Annotated in this window: 17 protein-coding genes and 1 pseudogene; 9 read left to right on the top strand and 9 right to left on the bottom strand. The window is 34.3% G+C overall.

Annotated features, from left to right (window positions below):
• Both ABZC13_RS13715 and rpsT read right to left on the bottom strand, forming a co-directional pair.
• A pseudogene (locus ABZC13_RS13715) lies at window positions 1–137 on the bottom strand (peptide chain release factor 1); the annotation flags it as partial.
• Between the two features lie 15 nt (window positions 138–152).
• Complete coding sequence (gene rpsT / locus ABZC13_RS13710; protein WP_373005103.1) at window positions 153–413, bottom strand: 30S ribosomal protein S20; 261 nt, start codon at window positions 411–413, stop codon at window positions 153–155.
• 146 nt (window positions 414–559) lie between these two features.
• On the opposite strand from rpsT, the gene glmM reads away from it, so the two are divergent.
• The 7 genes from glmM (at window position 560) to ABZC13_RS13675 (ending at window position 6222) form a co-directional block, all read left to right on the top strand.
• On the top strand, window positions 560–1900 hold the full coding sequence (glmM, locus tag ABZC13_RS13705) for a phosphoglucosamine mutase (protein WP_373005100.1): 1341 nt from the start codon (window positions 560–562) through the stop codon (window positions 1898–1900).
• Complete coding sequence (gene lspA, locus ABZC13_RS13700) at window positions 1893–2348, top strand: signal peptidase II (protein ID WP_373005096.1); 456 nt, start codon at window positions 1893–1895, stop codon at window positions 2346–2348. Before glmM ends, lspA begins: the two co-directional genes overlap by 8 nt.
• A 76-nt stretch (window positions 2349–2424) precedes the next feature.
• Complete coding sequence (gene tig, locus ABZC13_RS13695; protein WP_373005093.1) at window positions 2425–3726, top strand: trigger factor; 1302 nt, start codon at window positions 2425–2427, stop codon at window positions 3724–3726.
• A gap of 2 nt (window positions 3727–3728) precedes the next feature.
• Window positions 3729–4319, top strand: a complete 591-nt coding sequence (gene clpP, locus ABZC13_RS13690; RefSeq protein ID WP_373005090.1) for an ATP-dependent Clp endopeptidase proteolytic subunit ClpP — start codon at window positions 3729–3731, stop codon at window positions 4317–4319.
• Between the two features lie 9 nt (window positions 4320–4328).
• On the top strand, window positions 4329–5393 hold the full coding sequence (locus ABZC13_RS13685) for a GGDEF domain-containing protein (RefSeq protein WP_373005087.1): 1065 nt from the start codon (window positions 4329–4331) through the stop codon (window positions 5391–5393).
• Between the two features lie 10 nt (window positions 5394–5403).
• Window positions 5404–5928, top strand: coding sequence for a peptide deformylase (gene def / locus ABZC13_RS13680; protein WP_373005084.1), 525 nt, complete (start codon window positions 5404–5406; stop codon window positions 5926–5928).
• 18 nt (window positions 5929–5946) lie between these two features.
• A complete protein-coding gene (locus ABZC13_RS13675) occupies window positions 5947–6222 on the top strand; it encodes a DUF3144 domain-containing protein (RefSeq protein ID WP_373005081.1) in 276 nt (91 codons plus the stop codon).
• 7 nt (window positions 6223–6229) lie between these two features.
• Here ABZC13_RS13675 and ABZC13_RS13670 read toward each other — a convergent pair whose 3' ends face one another.
• From ABZC13_RS13670 to ABZC13_RS13645, 6 genes are all read right to left on the bottom strand, one after another.
• On the bottom strand, window positions 6230–6670 hold the full coding sequence (locus ABZC13_RS13670) for an isoprenylcysteine carboxylmethyltransferase family protein (RefSeq protein WP_373005105.1): 441 nt from the start codon (window positions 6668–6670) through the stop codon (window positions 6230–6232).
• 251 nt (window positions 6671–6921) lie between these two features.
• Complete coding sequence (locus tag ABZC13_RS13665; RefSeq protein WP_373005078.1) at window positions 6922–7311, bottom strand: hypothetical protein; 390 nt, start codon at window positions 7309–7311, stop codon at window positions 6922–6924.
• Window positions 7312–7565: 254 nt separating this feature from the next.
• Window positions 7566–8357, bottom strand: coding sequence for an HNH endonuclease (locus ABZC13_RS13660; RefSeq protein WP_373005075.1), 792 nt, complete (start codon window positions 8355–8357; stop codon window positions 7566–7568).
• A gap of 78 nt (window positions 8358–8435) precedes the next feature.
• Complete coding sequence (locus ABZC13_RS13655) at window positions 8436–8915, bottom strand: FixG Ig-like domain-containing protein (protein ID WP_373005072.1); 480 nt, start codon at window positions 8913–8915, stop codon at window positions 8436–8438.
• Window positions 8916–9003: 88 nt separating this feature from the next.
• Window positions 9004–9738, bottom strand: coding sequence for a hypothetical protein (locus tag ABZC13_RS13650; RefSeq protein WP_373005068.1), 735 nt, complete (start codon window positions 9736–9738; stop codon window positions 9004–9006).
• 57 nt (window positions 9739–9795) lie between these two features.
• The gene (locus ABZC13_RS13645; RefSeq protein ID WP_373005065.1) at window positions 9796–10251 is read right to left on the bottom strand and encodes a hypothetical protein; all 456 of its coding nucleotides are present in this window, start codon (window positions 10249–10251) and stop codon (window positions 9796–9798) included.
• A gap of 434 nt (window positions 10252–10685) precedes the next feature.
• Here ABZC13_RS13645 and ABZC13_RS13640 point away from each other — a divergent pair, with 434 nt between their 5' ends.
• Together ABZC13_RS13640 and ABZC13_RS13635 are read left to right on the top strand one after the other, a co-directional pair.
• The gene (locus ABZC13_RS13640) at window positions 10686–11654 is read left to right on the top strand and encodes an integron integrase (RefSeq protein WP_373005062.1); all 969 of its coding nucleotides are present in this window, start codon (window positions 10686–10688) and stop codon (window positions 11652–11654) included.
• 12 nt (window positions 11655–11666) lie between these two features.
• Complete coding sequence (locus tag ABZC13_RS13635) at window positions 11667–13178, top strand: YifB family Mg chelatase-like AAA ATPase (RefSeq protein ID WP_373005059.1); 1512 nt, start codon at window positions 11667–11669, stop codon at window positions 13176–13178.
• A 93-nt stretch (window positions 13179–13271) separates the two neighbouring features.
• Here the strand turns inward: ABZC13_RS13635 and ABZC13_RS13630 are convergent.
• The coding region (locus ABZC13_RS13630) for a vitamin B12 dependent-methionine synthase activation domain-containing protein (RefSeq protein ID WP_373005056.1) at window positions 13272–15093 on the bottom strand (1822 nt) is incomplete at its 5' end.

Here is a 15093-nt window from a genome sequence, read left to right as displayed (position 1 = left end):
ACGATTGGTAAAAGTGAAGATTGTTCTTTTGAGAGTTCTGTCATTCTTTTGATGTCAGAAGTTATGTCAGGTGAACTCAGCATTTCGCTAAGTTCATTATAACGGTTGATAAACGGAGTAAGTTTATCAGCAAGCATAATTTTATGCTCTAATTATATAGCGTTTACAGATTTTTGTAGACGACTAACTTTTCTAGCAGCAGTTTCTTTTTTTAAGATACCTTTGCTTACAAATTTGTGAATTTGTTTGTTAGCAACTTTAAATGCTGCAGCTGCTTCTTCTTTATTTCCTGCTTCTACTGCAGTGTGTACACCTTTTACGATGTTCTTAAGACGAGTTCTGTAAAAACGATTACGCTCTGTACGAACGATAGTTTGGCGAATTCTCTTAATAGATGACTTGTGATTTGCCATGCATGAGTCCTTCTCATTAATTTTTTAGTGCGCAATTCTAGCTTAAAGATAATTAAATTTAAGTTAAAGACAAGGTAAATTGTAATAATTTCAACTTTATTGATTAATTATGTTAAAATACAGCACTTTAATATTATGGAATTATAATGAAATTATTTGGAACAGATGGAGTTAGAGGCGAAGCTGGCTCTTTTTTAAGTGCACCTTTAGCGATGAAAATTGCAATGGCTGCCGGGATATATTTTAAAGCTCACTCGACAACTAATAGAATTTTAATTGGAAAAGATACTCGAAGAAGCGGTTATATGATTGAAAATGCAATTGTAAGTGGTCTTACTGCAATTGGTTATGATGTAATAGAAATTGGTCCAATGCCAACTCCTGCTATAGCTTTTATTACGGAAAATATGAGATGCGATGCAGGTATTATGATTAGTGCATCTCACAATTCATACGAAGATAACGGAATTAAGTTCTTTGATGGACATGGAGATAAACTTTCTCACGAAGTTGAAGCTGAGATAGAAGCGATTTATGCTGATGATGAAAGACTTCAAGAAGCCCAGGTTACGGCAAAAAATATTGGTAAAGCAAAAAGAATAGATGATGTAATAGGTCGATATATTGTTGCTCTTAAAAACTCTTTTCCAAGAGAACTTTCACTTAGTGGAATGAGAATCGTACTAGATGCGGCAAACGGAGCAGGATATATAGTCGGACCGACTGTATTAGAAGAGCTTGGTGCCGATGTAGTAGTCCTTCACAACAAACCTGATGGATTTAATATAAATGAAGGATGTGGCGCACTTCATACAAAAGACCTTTGTGAGAGTGTTGTTAAGTACAGAGCAGATCTTGGAATTGCACTAGACGGAGACGCTGACAGGCTTGTAGTAGCAGATGAAAATGGTGAAATAGTAGACGGAGATCAACTTTTAGGAGCTCTAGGTTCATATATGAATGACAGAGGTGTATTAAAAGGTGGAGGAATTGTTTCTACTGTTATGAGCAATAAAGGTCTTGAAGATTTTATGACTTCAAAAGATCTTAAACTGTTTCGCTCAGACGTTGGTGATAAAAATGTTTTAGAGATAATGAAGAAAGAGGGCATTAACTTCGGTGGAGAGCAGAGCGGTCATGTTATAGTAAATGACTTCGCCAAAACGGGAGACGGTCTTGTAAGTGCTCTTCAAACTTTGGCACTTTTGATAAATACAAAAACGAAAGCCTCTGTGGCTCTACGTCCGTTTAGTCTCTATCCTCAAAAACTTGTAAATATAAATATAAAGACTAAACTGCCACTTGATAAGATTGATGGTCTAGATGCTAAGCTTAAAAATCTAGATGCAAACAATATTCGTCACCTAATAAGATATTCCGGAACAGAGAATAAACTGAGAGTTTTACTTGAGGCTAAAAATGCTAAAGATATGAATGCAAACATGGATGACATGGTAGAATTTTTTCAAAAAGCTTTAAATGCCTAACGCTACATTACGACTGAGTGCCATTATGTTCTTCACGATGGCGGGTATTTTTATTGTTGATCAAAATATTAAGATGCTCTTTGTGGATGGCTTTCGCTATTACACTGATTGTATAGATCTGATTTTGGTGTATAACAAAGGTGTGGCATTTTCTATGCTGGCTTTTTTAGATGAGTGGTTAAAGTATATCCAGCTGATTTTAGTTAGTGCAATACTAATTTATATCATAACTCTAAAAAAAATATGTTTTGCATTTCCGGCAGGCTTAATGCTTGGAGGTGCTTTTTCAAATGTATATGATAGGTTTATTCACGGCGGAGTTGTGGATATGGTTTACTGGCACTGTGGGTTTGACTTTGCAGTGTTTAACTTTGCTGATGTGATGATAGATGTAGCGGTTGTGTGGTTTTTGATTTTAAACTTTAAACCAAAACTTTGCAAAAGCTAATTAAAAGCAGATTTTAGATATTATTACCCAAAATAATAGTTAAAAAAACGACTATAGATATAAGAAAAGGAAATTGATGGAAATCAAATCAAATAAAATAGATGGTGCTAACGCTACTATAGAGGCGACAATTTTAAGAGAAGTTATTGATGCTAACTTAGAGAAAATTGCTAAGGAACTGGCAAAAACTGCAAGTATTCAAGGTTTTCGTAAAGGTAAAGTACCTGTAGCTGTTGTTAAAAAACAATATGGTGAAAGACTTGTTCAAGATGCTGAAGCTGAAGCTCTTCGTGAAGTTCTTGCTAAAGGTTTAGAAGAATTAAATATTGCAAATGATTCACTAATCGGTGAGCCAAACATTTCTAAATTTGATAAATCTGATGACAAAATTGAAGTAGCTGTAAAAGTTGCTATGAGACCAGTTATAGAACTTGGTGATTATGCTTCAATGATTAAAGACTTTGATAAGCCTGTTGTAACTGACGCTGATGTTGAAAAAAGAATTAAAGAATTAGCAGAAGCACAAGCTCCTCTAAAAGATATCACAAGAAACCGTAAAATGAAAGATGGCGATACTGCTGTTATCGATTTTGAAGGTTCTGTTGACGGTGTTGTTTTTGAAGGCGGTACTGCTGAAAACTTTGAACTACGTTTAGGTTCAGGTCAGTTTATCCCAGGTTTTGAAGATCAACTTATCGGTGTAAAAAGAGATGAAGAAGTTGTAATAGACGTAACTTTCCCAGAAAACTACGGTGGTAAAGAGTTAGCTGGTAAGGCTGCTTCTTTCAAAGTAAAAGTTAACGGTATTAAAGTTAAAGATGAAGTAGCAATCGATGATGAATTAGCTAAAAAAATGCTTCCAGGTCAAGAAGATGCAACTTTAGAAGAACTTACAAAACAAGTTAAACTTCAAATGGAAAACGAAGAGTTATCTAAACTTTACAATGACGAGTTAAAGCCGGCACTACTTGAGACTTTTGTTGCCGGTATCAACTTTGACCTTCCAGAATTTGTTGTAGATCAAGAGATCGATATGGCTCTTAACAAAAAAGCTCAAAGCATGAGCGAAGATGAGATTAATGAGCTTCGTGAAAATTCTGATAAACTAGAAGAACTTCGTGATAGTTTACGTGAAGATGCACAGAGAAGTGTAAAAGCTACTTTTATCATCGATGCACTAGCTGCTGCTGAAAACGTAAAAGTTGAAGAGCAAGAAGTTATGCAAACTATCTACTACGAAGCAATGCAAATGGGTCAAGACCCTCAAAAAGCATATGAGCAGTATAAAGATGCTGGTTATCTTCCTGCAGTTCAGATGTCAATGGTAGAAGACAAAGTTCTTAGCCAGCTTCTTAACTCAAAGATAAAAGAAGCGTAAGTATGAGTTATATTCCTTATGTAGTAGAAAAGACAGGTCGTGGTGAACGTTCTTATGATATCTACTCTCGTCTTTTAAAAGATAGAATAATTATGCTAAGTGGAGAAGTTAACGATTCAGTTGCTTCTTCAATTGTTGCACAAATGCTATTTCTTGAAGCAGAAGATCCAGAGAAAGACATCTATTTCTACATAAACTCTCCTGGTGGAGTTGTTACTGCAGGAATGGCTATTTTTGATACTATGAACTATATTCGTCCACATATTGCTACAATATGTATAGGACAAGCCGCATCTATGGGTGCATTTTTACTTTCATCTGGTGAGAAGGGTAAGAGATATGCTCTTCCTCATGCTCGTATCATGATACACCAACCTTTAGGTGGTGCTCAAGGTCAAGCAACAGATATAGCTATTCAAGCAGAAGAGATACTTCGTATGAAAGCAGAGCTTAACGGTATTTTGGCAAAAAATACTGGGCAGAGTGTTAAGAGAGTAGAAAAAGATACCGATCGTGATAACTTTATGAGCGCAAAAGAAGCTATGGAGTATGGAATGATTGATGAGGTTTTAGTCAAAAACGATAAAGAGTAAGGGGATAAGATGGCAGGATCTTTAAGAAGTAGAAATCGTCGTGATGTCAGTGCAACGCATGAACCAACGGTTGCAGCGTTAGATATGGATGAGCCTACTAGTGATTTAGAAATATACTCAAAAGAGGTATTAAGTGCGCTTATAACAGATAACTTGCCACCTACTCCAAACAACTTCTCACTCTATTTTGATAGACTTTTAGAGGACAAGAGTGAGAACCTTCGTAAACAGATACAATCTATGCTTGAACTCGAAGAGAGTAATGATGATGAAAACACTATCATGCTTGAACAGAGTCTCAAAAAAGGTTTTACATCTGTAAAAAGCATTTTAAGTGTTACTGCCAACCTTTACAAAAATATGGCACTTATGACAAAAATTTTAGATAAAAGAAAAAAAGAACTTCAAGAAAATAGCGATATTCAAGCTGCTGCCGGGATAGCTGCATCTTTAGAAGGGGATGTTTCAAAGCTAAATGCCATTTTGAAAAAGCAGAGTATTCAGATGAAAACTTTGTATGATGATACTGCTAAAATAGTTAAGAATGTAGAGAATGAAACTATCTTTGATAATAAATATGGTGTTTATAATAAACGTTATTTATTGACTAAAATAGAGCAGGAAGTAGAACTTATTACTGAGTTCAAACACAAAAGCTCGCTTATCATGATAGAACTCTCACGTGAGTTAAAAGATAGCGTGAACAACGAAAAAGCTATAACTCTTATGACAAGAACAATAGCAAGACTTCTCCTTAAAACATCAAGAAGAAGTGATACTGTTGCTCATTATGGTAATGGTGTTTTTGCAATGCTTCTAAAACATACGGATATACCAAGCGCACTAAAAGCTAGTGAGAGACTATGTGACTTAGTTTCTAATTCTAACTTTTTCTTGGCAGATCGTGAAATACAGCTAAAAATATCTATTGGTATTACTGACATTGCAACCCTCTATTCAGTAGAAGAAATTGTAGTTAGTGCTATGGATGGAATCGAAAAAGCGTATAGTGATAAGAAAATAGATTTTGCAGTTTCACAAAGAAATAGATCAGCACAATCAACACAAGAGTAAATATATATAGATGAATTTAAGTATAGTAGAATATCCAGACAAAAGGCTTAGAGAAAAGTCAAAAAAAGTCGAAAAATTTGATAAAGAGTTGCACGATCTTTTAGATGCGATGTATCCGGTTATGGTTAAGACTAATGGAATCGGTCTTGCGGCTATCCAAGTTGCTCATCCTAAGCAGGCACTGATATTAAACATTCCAGAAGAAGACGGTGAACAGCCTATAGAAAACCTTATAGAGATGATAAACCCAATTATCACTAAAAAAGATGGTGAGATTATTTACCAAGAGGGTTGTTTAAGTGTTCCTACTTTTTATGAAGATATAACAAGATTTGAAAATATTACTGTTAACTTTCAAGACAGAGATGCAAACACAAAAACTTTGGAAGCTGATGGACTGCTAAGTGTAGCTATTCAGCATGAGATAGATCACTTAAATGGGATTCTTTTTATAGATAAGCTTTCATATGCAAGAAGAAAGAAGTTTGAAAAAGAGTACAAAAGAATGCAAAAAGAGAAAAAGAGTTCTAAATAATATATAGAGGAAATAATCATGAGTGATACAAATAACGGATTTTTACAAAGAGCTGATGCACACATAGCACTTGCAAATGAGCAACTAAGTAATGAAGTGACTCAAGGTGAGGTAAGCGCCTCGTTTACCTATGGTGCTGCAAGATTTAATGCATGGATGGCTGCATCTTCAGTTGAGTCAGCACAAGACTTGGTTAACGATAAAGACGAAATAGTAGCGTATTTTCTTAACGAGTATAAGTTAGCATTAGAAGAGCATTTGAAAAACCATTTAGAACACTTCGATTTTAGTTAGAATCTTTTTAATATATCCCAGGGATCAATCTATATCGTACCTGTTGTGCATACTCTTTATACCCATTGAGCTCTTCTTGAAGAGTTCTGTCTTCTAATTCCGTTCTTATCACGCTAATCATTATGGCTATGACCACCGGAATCAATGTCCATACCGAACCTAAGGCAAGAACAATTCCAGGAAGTGCTAAAACATTTCCGGCGTAGCCCGGATGCCGTACGATTTTGTAAGGACCACTACTGCACACTTCATGTCCTCTCTCTTTTTGGATACGCACAAAACTGGAAAAGAAACGGTTCTCAATCAAGGCCCATGAGGCGAAGGCGTATCCAAATGTGATGAGAACAAAGCCGAGCAGATTTGTCCAGACGGGAAAGTGTGGAGACCATGCAAAACTGTGGTCGAGACCTGCTACTATGGTAAGTGGAAATGATAGGCTTATTGCCATCAATGGGGCAGTCACTCTATCCCAAGACTTTACATTTTGAGCCTTAATATTGAACCGTTCAGCCAGAATACCCGGATGTCTATGTTCTGCCCATATGCGTCCACCTATGCCGGATGCAACGATGAGCACAAAAAAGACCCACGCTTGCCACCAACCTAAATCCCATCCACAAACCAACAGAGTTACGGGTATGGAAATGTAAGTTATGATTGTGCTTAACCATTGTTTAACTGTCATATATACCTCATTTTCTATATCTCAAAATGTGCAAATGCACCTTCTACGCTCAGTACATTTCTATAGCTGGTATTTGTAATCCTTACATTTTTTGTAGTTAAATCACACACTGCAATGCGAAAGTTTTGACCCATATGTGGCTCAATAATGCATATTATCTTATCCTCGATTTGTCTTGTTGTGAGGATGATTCCTTTTAGAGTGTGAAAAAAATACTTCGGGTAACTAAGAGGTGTAATCTCAATAACATCTGCAGTTCTTTTTTTGTCAAGACTTTGTGCAATAATATTAGCATCTTCAAAGCTCTCAAACTGAACACACCAGTCATCAAACTCTTTATTAAAGCGTTTTAGATCTTCATCTAAAAAACCACTCGCTGGTGATTGTAGGGCAAATATGCTCACTTGTTAAACCTCATATATATGTTCATAATTATATTTTACCATTTTTATTTGAACGTATAAAAGAAGAATGATAAACGTCTCAAAGGCAGATAGAGCGAAGTGTTAGATATTTTGTTATATGTTATTCGTACTTTTTACCATTATATTCTAGCCAACCACCTACATGACGATTATCCGGTCACGCAGTGAGCGGATAACGTTTGTCGTGAGCGATAATTTTCCCGTAGGGTAAATTATTGCGTTCCTCGTACTTGTTAGACACTACTATAGTTCTTAAACTCAATTGGACATCCTACGTAAGCTATTCTCCAATAATCTAAAACTTGTAACCAGTTGATTGCTCTTGATGTTAAAGATATACCTACTTTGAAATTACCATAAAAAAAGAATAAAATTATGTCATCATCTACATCTTGTAAAAATATATCTATACCTAATGAAGTAATGTATTTATGCTTCTCTGGAAAGGATTCAAAAATGCTTATAATATGCTCGTGAATTTTGTTATTTCTAATAACAAAATAAGGCCATATAGCACTATCATCTTTAATAATATGTTTTTTTGCTTCACTTAGTTTATTTATTAAAAAGGACTCCTTGTAGTAAGCCTTAGATAATATTTCAACACCAATTTTAAGAAGTAATTTTGCTACGTCATAATTGTATTTGTCATGTACAGGAATAATTATTTTATTGGAAAAAATAGGAGCTTTGTTTAGTTCTTTTTTATCTATAGAAATAACATTTTTTTCCATAGATGGTTCGGCATTCCAATGTAGTTTTCCATATTTTGATCTAGCAGGTTTACCTTTTTTTGTAATAACTCCAAGCATCGCCCGTTCTGCTCCAAACAGAGAATGATTAATTACTCTAGACTCAAAAGCTGAGCAGATATTATTACATGTATCGCATACCCAACCTTTTTCCATAACAAGAACATTATTACCTAATGAATGAGGTACTATATGTTCTAATGATGTAAATGTGTTTTCATTACTATTACAAAAGATGCATTTAAATGGTGGTTCAATCCTTGTTGGATTCATCTTATTACCTTGCTGTCTAACGTTTGTCGTGAGCAATAATTTTCCCGCTAGGGTAAATTATTGGTCTCCTCGTAGTTGTTATATACTTTTTAGTATAAATCCAACATTTTCTTTTGCAATTAATGTAGGATTGTTTTTATCAATAACATTAATTTCAAGTCCTTCTATACCTCTTGAATTTGTATTTAGTTTAATAGGTATATATATGCTAAAAGGAATTTTTTTTGTTTCATGACTAGCAACATATATATTTGTTTCAATAGAATGAGAAAACTTATTATTTTTTATTTTAAGTTCATAAATAGAATTTTGATTATTAGTATTTATAATCATTAATTCATAATTATTAAGTATTGTTTTATCATTTTTTTCAAATGATGGAATTCTATGTGTTACGTGCATTACTGGAGGAGCATCTTTTCCAAGTTGATGTAATACTTCTTGTTTGCTTGTGGAAGCCCCAACATTAATGACTAGGTTTTTAAAATCAGAGTTTAGAAAAAATGTTGCTACAAATACAATTACTATTATGACTAAAGCTAAAAATATTTTTTTCATTTGAATGTTCTCCTGTGTATATAACGGTTGAATAGAGCTAATAAGTGACCGTTAGGTAACTTATTAGTTCCTATGTTTTGTTATAGTCTTATTTGTTAATTAAATAATTGATTCCTAAATTCGCTTTAGATGTTAATAGTTTTTCATTTGGAATATTTTCTAAATTAAACTTCTCAACTATTGATGTATTTGTAGATTCAGCCTTATCAAAATCTTCAGGACTTAAGTATAAAATTAATCCAATCATTATTACAGTTTGTCTACCTAGTAAATTATCATTTGGTTCTATTGTATCCTCAAAAGCAAAACCTGGAATACATTCTATATTAACTATTTTTGATTTAAAAAAATCATTATCTTTTATCTTTAGTTTTATAGTTGAATTTTCAAAACTAACTGCTCCAAACATATCATACTTATCATTTTCTAATATTGATAAATCGTTATGTGTTTTTTCTCTATTATGTAGTAACACTTTATCTCCATCTGAAAAAACAAAGAATGTTGATATTCTTGTATTATTAATTAAAATTTTAATTTTATCATTGTTTAGTAATTTATCGTGTTTGGCAAAACTACCATTATTCCTATATTTTAAATCAATATTTTGTTCTGCTAATTTTAACAAAAACTCTGGTATTTCTTCAATTGTTAAACTGTTTTTCACATACTCCTTAGAGCAAGTAAAAAGTTTTCCTTGGTGAAGTACTTTTGATATTTTAATTTCACCATTTTCCTTAGTTTGATTTTTTTTCACCCATAAAATAAATTTAACTGCTAAATCATAAGCAAGTTTTATTGGTAATGATATTTTGTAATCCATATGTATATTTCCTTTACTATAACGTTCAAGGAGAGCAATATGAACTCGTTTGCGGGTTCATATTGGCTCCTGCGTTTTGTTATGTAAATCATTATTAGCATTGTGCTTTTCTAAAAACGAATCATTAATAAAATTTGTTAAAGATTTGTGTGTAAAAATATTTGATAATCCATCAAGTCCATGAGTTCTTCTAAATTTCAATGATAAATCATTTCTAAGTTTATGGACACGTTCTGTTGTTTTATTAATAAATTCAATATCTTCTTCAAGTTGACTTGTATTCATGTCTTCAATAGAATAAGAATAACCTTTTTTAGATGTTGCTGAATCTTTTATTCTTAACATAAGATCTGGTGCATTTTTAAAGCTATATGCCCACTTCGAATGAACTAATTGGTTTCTTCTTTGTTCAGATGTGTGACAACTTTTTTTAATATCTGCAAGTATATGATGTATATTGCTTGAGTCAAGTTCGTCATCAGCAGTGTGAAGTTCCAAAAGTAATGCATTCATAATGTTAACTTTAGATTTGAAAGAAATAAGACTCATTATAATTTCTATCTGACGTAATTCACTTGTCATGCTTGAAAAAATAAGCATTTCTATAGCATGTTCTAAATCTTGAAAAGACACTACCATACTTCCTAGTTTTTCATAAATATTCATATTAACCTTTTATTACATAACTATTTATTCAACATCATTGTATATAAAATAACCTTAATAAATATAATTAACCATTAGATAAAATGATTGTTAAAAATATAAATTTATTAAAAAATATGACAAAATGCAATTTTTTTCACTTTTTTATTAAATACGCCATATTATTCTTAAAGAAAAGATGACGGTTAAATATTTTATAGACAAATAACAGCCTCAAATGAGTGTTAAATTGTAAATATATTACATAACACTCACAATGATACTTAAGTAAAGGATTGAAGTTGGAAGTTAAAAAAAAGCTATTGGATTTGGTTCGAGACAAGATTAGGTTTAAACACTACAGTTATTCAACAGAGAGAACTTATGTGCATTGGATAAAGCATTATATTTTATTTCATCGTAAAAAACATCCTATAGATATGGGAAAGGAGGAAATAGAAGCATACTTAACAAAGTTAGCTACATCAAACAATGTTTCTCCAACAACTCAAAACCAAGCTTTTAGTGCCATTTTATTCTTATATAAAGAAGTTTTAGGAGTAGATGTAACAAAGTGGAATATTCAAGCCCTGAGGGCACAAGAGAGAAAACATATACCAGTTGTGCTAACTAAAGATGAAGTTAATTTAGTTTTGCAAAATATTCCATTTGAGTATAGTTTATTAGTTCATCTAATGTACGGCTGTGGGCTTCGTATGAATGAAGTATTAAATTTACGTTTGAAAGATATAGACTTTGGATTCAACAAGATATATGTATGGGATTCAAAATCTTTAAAAGATAGAACTGTGCCATTACCTCAGAAACTAAAAGCAAAACTTTTAGAACAAGTGGCAGTAGTAAATAACTTGCATGTAAGAGATTTAGAAGATGGTTACGGAAGTGTTTTTATACCATATGCTTTAGAGAAAAAATATCCACATGCAAAGTTTGAAACAAAGTGGCAATTCTTATTTCCTATGAAAAGTATTTCAACTGATCCAAGAACAAAAGAGAAGAGGCGACATTATGTTATGCCACAAACTTTAGGAAGAAATATAAAAGTAGCATCTCAAAAAGCAAACCTTAACAAACGTGTAACTTCACATATATTTAGACATAGTTATGCAACGCATCTGCTACAAGCGGGCATAGATTTACGAAGTATTCAGGAGCTGCTAGGTCATAAAAGTGTTGAGACAACCATGATATACACACATGTTGTCTCAGAGATGAATAAGGCTAAAGTTATAAGCCCGTTAGATTTTTAAAGGAAAACTATCATGAAAAAAGTCTCCTGCGCTACATACGAAGGTATAGATGCTAAGGTTGTGCATGTTGAGTCTACGCTTACAAAGGGGCTTCCCTCTTTCTCAATTGTAGGGATTGCATCTGCGTCTATTACCGAAGCGAAAGAGCGTGTGAAGTCTGCACTTTTAAGTAACGAGTTTTCTTTTCCTCCAAAACGCATCACGATAAACCTTGCTCCGAGTGACTTGAAAAAAGAGGGCAGTCAGTTTGATCTGAGTATAGCTCTTTTGGTTGCGCTTGACTCTTTGGAAGATGATCTGAGTGAGTGGTTCGTTTTTGGTGAGCTTGGTCTTGACGGAAATGTAAAAGAAAACATCCAACTCTATCCGCTTATGTTATCTTTGGCAAACCAAAAAGTAATCTCTAAAGCTATCGTTCCATATGAGAGTCTGCATAAACTATCTAAGATTCCCGGCATAGAGTTTTACGGTGTAAAAAATCTTCAAGATGCAATAGAAGTGCTTAAAAACCAAGAGAGTGTTACTCCGAGTATAGAGCAGACAGATATCGCATATCCACATTATGAGATCAAGGGAGAGAAGTATTACTATGTAAATGATTATGATGAAGATTTCAGCGATGTAAAGGGGCAAGAGGTAGCGAAAAGAGCTGCACTGATATCATCGGCTGGATTTCATAATATTCTCTTTGAAGGCTCTCCTGGATGTGGTAAAAGTATGATAGCAAAAAGACTTAGATATATACTGCCGCCTATGAAATCAGACGAGATACTAGATGTCGCCAAACTTCAGGCTTTAGAACTGGTCGAACCGGAGTTTAAACCTCATAGGAACATGCGTTCACCTCACCACTCGTCTACCCTCGCCAGCGTGTTTGGAGGCGGTTCTCATAAAGCGATGATAGGTGAGGTCGGTTTGGCGCATAATGGCATCTTGTTTTTCGATGAACTGCCTCACTTTTCCAAAAACATACTTGAAGCACTTAGAGAGCCGATGCAGGATAACCGCATCAGGATCTCTAGAGTAAACTCTAAAGTAGAGTATCCAAGTGATTTTCTTTTCATTGGAGCTATGAACCCATGTCCATGCGGAAATCTTTTAAATGAGCATCTGGAGTGTAGATGCAATGAGATGGAAATACAAAGATATAAAAACAGACTCTCAGATCCGTTCTTAGATAGAGTAGATATGAATGTAGTGATGCAAAATGTCAAAGCTGATGATAAAGCTAGTTTCACGTCAAAAGAGCTGCACCGTAAAGTTGTAGAGGCTCATATATTTTCTAAAAAAAGAGGGCAGGATAGTTTCAATGCCAAACTCAGCGATGCAGAGGTTGAGAAGTTTTGTGTTTTAGAAAGCGATGCTAAAGATGTTTTAGATATGGCTGTAAGTAGATTTTCATTATCTTTTAGAAGTATAAAAAAGATTCAAAAAGTAGGGCGTACCATTGCTGATTTGGATGCAAGCAAAGATATACAAAAGAGTCATATTTTAGAAGCTCTTAGCTATCGGAGACGTGCGTAAATAGGGGGCTTACATTTTTTCCACACTATTTAAAAGTAGAATCTAGCCTTAAAAGAGAGACTCAAGCTCGAGACACTTGCCTCTCTCTTTTACTTATACGTTGTAATAAGTTGCGTTTGGATGGTAAACAACCAATGCACTTGTTGATTGTTCCGGATGAATCTGGAAAGTCTCACTAAGTTCAATCCCAAACTCTTCAGGTTTAAGCAAATCAAATAGAGGACGGTTTAGTTCTAAGTCTGGACAAGCTGCGTAACCAAACGAGTATCTGCTTCCCTGATACTTATTCATCTGAACATCACTTAGTTTACTTCCTTCGCCTTCTGAAATGTTCAGGTCAAGTCTGATCTGTTTGTGAGCTATTTCTGCTAACGCCTCAGCTAACTCAACTCCAAGTCCATGAAACTGATAATACTCAGTATAGTTGCCCTCATCGTAGATAAGGCGTTCTGCATCACTCAGTTTACCACCAGCACTAACACATGTTAGTGCTATAACATCATGTCTATCGTTATGAAAAAAGTCACTCAATGCACGGTGCGGTGCTTTTCTTTGTCTTGGGAAAGTAAACTGCTTGATTGCTCTTCCCATAACATGTTCCAGATGCTCAGTGTTAACTTCATCAGCCGAGTTATAACCCTCAGTCTCATCAAAGATAAGAAGAGTGTTGTCATCACTTCTACATGGCCAATAACCATAGATAATAGTCGGCTCAAAAAGTTTCTCATCCAAAAATTGAGCCTTTAGTTTTTCATACGCAGGCATGATAACTTCATCAACCTGTTTTTGGTATTGCTCTTTTGTCATACCTTTAGAGCTGTAACCCCAACGAGATTTAAAAAGTATCTTATGGTTAATCCACTCAAATGCCATTTCAATCTGTGTAGTTGTAAGTTTCATCTCACGTCTACCCCAAAATGGAGGAGTCGGAACTTTAACATCACGAGATGGCATCTTAAGTTCTTTAAATGGCGGGATAATGATTTCTTTTTTTTCTTTTTCAACTTTCTCTTCACTATCTTTTCCGTGAAGATCTGTGTCAAAGTTTTTTGCTTCAATACGGCTCATCGCTGTAACACCGTCAAAGGCATCCTTACAGTAGAAAATAGGACCATCATAAAAAGGACGGCAGAAGTCATCTATGAAAGTACGAGTAAGAGCGGCTCCCCCAAGTAAAACAGGAATATCTATACCCTCAGCTTTTAGAGCCTTGAGGTTTTCTTGCATTACCTGAGTCGATTTAACCAAGAGTCCGCTCATACCAAATGCAGAGATATGACCATCTTTTGTAGCTTGTATAAAATCTTCCAGTTCAACTTTGATACCAAGGTTTTGAACTTTAAAACCGTTGTTTGATAGTATGATATCTACAAGGTTTTTACCAACATCGTGAACATCACCTTTTACAGTTCCCAGTGCAAGAGTCGTATCTACAGTTTTTTCAACTTTTGGTAAGTATGGGTTTAAGTGATCAACAGTCTTTTTCATAGTCTCAGCACTTTGAAGAACAAATGGCAGCTGCATCTGACCGGAGCCAAAAAGCTCACCGACAACCTTCATGGCATCTATAAGAATCTCATTTACGATTTTCTCAGGTGCTATTGTTTTGCGAGCCTCTTCAACAAGAGGAATCATTCTCTCTTTATCTCCATCCATAAGAAGTTTGGCTATTTTTTCTTCATCACTCATCGCCAGATAAGCTGCATCTTCTACGTTAGTGTCTATCGCTTCTTTAGTACTAAAGTGCTCTATGAAGTTAAACAGAGCCTCTCCCTTTGGTTTACGGTTGAAAATCAAGTCATCACATATTTCTTGATCTTCTTTACTTATTTTATTTATAGGAATGATATGTTTTACATTGATAATAACAGATGTCAATCCAGCTTCGATACAGTGGTGTAAAAACATAGAGTTT

It is taken from the genome of Sulfurimonas sp. (genome assembly GCF_041563035.1).
In the GTDB taxonomy this organism is placed as follows: domain Bacteria; phylum Campylobacterota; class Campylobacteria; order Campylobacterales; family Sulfurimonadaceae; genus Sulfurimonas.
The sequence above is the reverse complement of the archived record's forward strand: the minus strand, read 5'-3'. Positions and strand labels throughout refer to the sequence as shown.

Bases quoted from the DNA above. Each gene is read 5' to 3' on its own strand.
- rpsT (WP_373005103.1), bottom strand. From the start codon at position 413: ATGGCAAATCACAAGTCATCTATTAAGAGAATTCGCCAAACTATCGTT.
- glmM (WP_373005100.1), top strand. From the start codon at position 560: ATGAAATTATTTGGAACAGATGGAGTTAGAGGCGAAGCTGGCTCTTTT.
- lspA (WP_373005096.1), top strand. From the start codon at position 1,893: ATGCCTAACGCTACATTACGACTGAGTGCCATTATGTTCTTCACGATG.
- tig (WP_373005093.1), top strand. From the start codon at position 2,425: ATGGAAATCAAATCAAATAAAATAGATGGTGCTAACGCTACTATAGAG.
- clpP (WP_373005090.1), top strand. From the start codon at position 3,729: ATGAGTTATATTCCTTATGTAGTAGAAAAGACAGGTCGTGGTGAACGT.
- ABZC13_RS13685 (WP_373005087.1), top strand. From the start codon at position 4,329: ATGGCAGGATCTTTAAGAAGTAGAAATCGTCGTGATGTCAGTGCAACG.
- def (WP_373005084.1), top strand. From the start codon at position 5,404: ATGAATTTAAGTATAGTAGAATATCCAGACAAAAGGCTTAGAGAAAAG.
- ABZC13_RS13675 (WP_373005081.1), top strand. From the start codon at position 5,947: ATGAGTGATACAAATAACGGATTTTTACAAAGAGCTGATGCACACATA.
- ABZC13_RS13670 (WP_373005105.1), bottom strand. From the start codon at position 6,670: ATGGCAATAAGCCTATCATTTCCACTTACCATAGTAGCAGGTCTCGAC.
- ABZC13_RS13660 (WP_373005075.1), bottom strand. From the start codon at position 8,357: ATGAATCCAACAAGGATTGAACCACCATTTAAATGCATCTTTTGTAAT.
- ABZC13_RS13655 (WP_373005072.1), bottom strand. From the start codon at position 8,915: ATGAAAAAAATATTTTTAGCTTTAGTCATAATAGTAATTGTATTTGTA.
- ABZC13_RS13650 (WP_373005068.1), bottom strand. From the start codon at position 9,738: ATGGATTACAAAATATCATTACCAATAAAACTTGCTTATGATTTAGCA.
- ABZC13_RS13645 (WP_373005065.1), bottom strand. From the start codon at position 10,251: ATGAATGCATTACTTTTGGAACTTCACACTGCTGATGACGAACTTGAC.
- ABZC13_RS13635 (WP_373005059.1), top strand. From the start codon at position 11,667: ATGAAAAAAGTCTCCTGCGCTACATACGAAGGTATAGATGCTAAGGTT.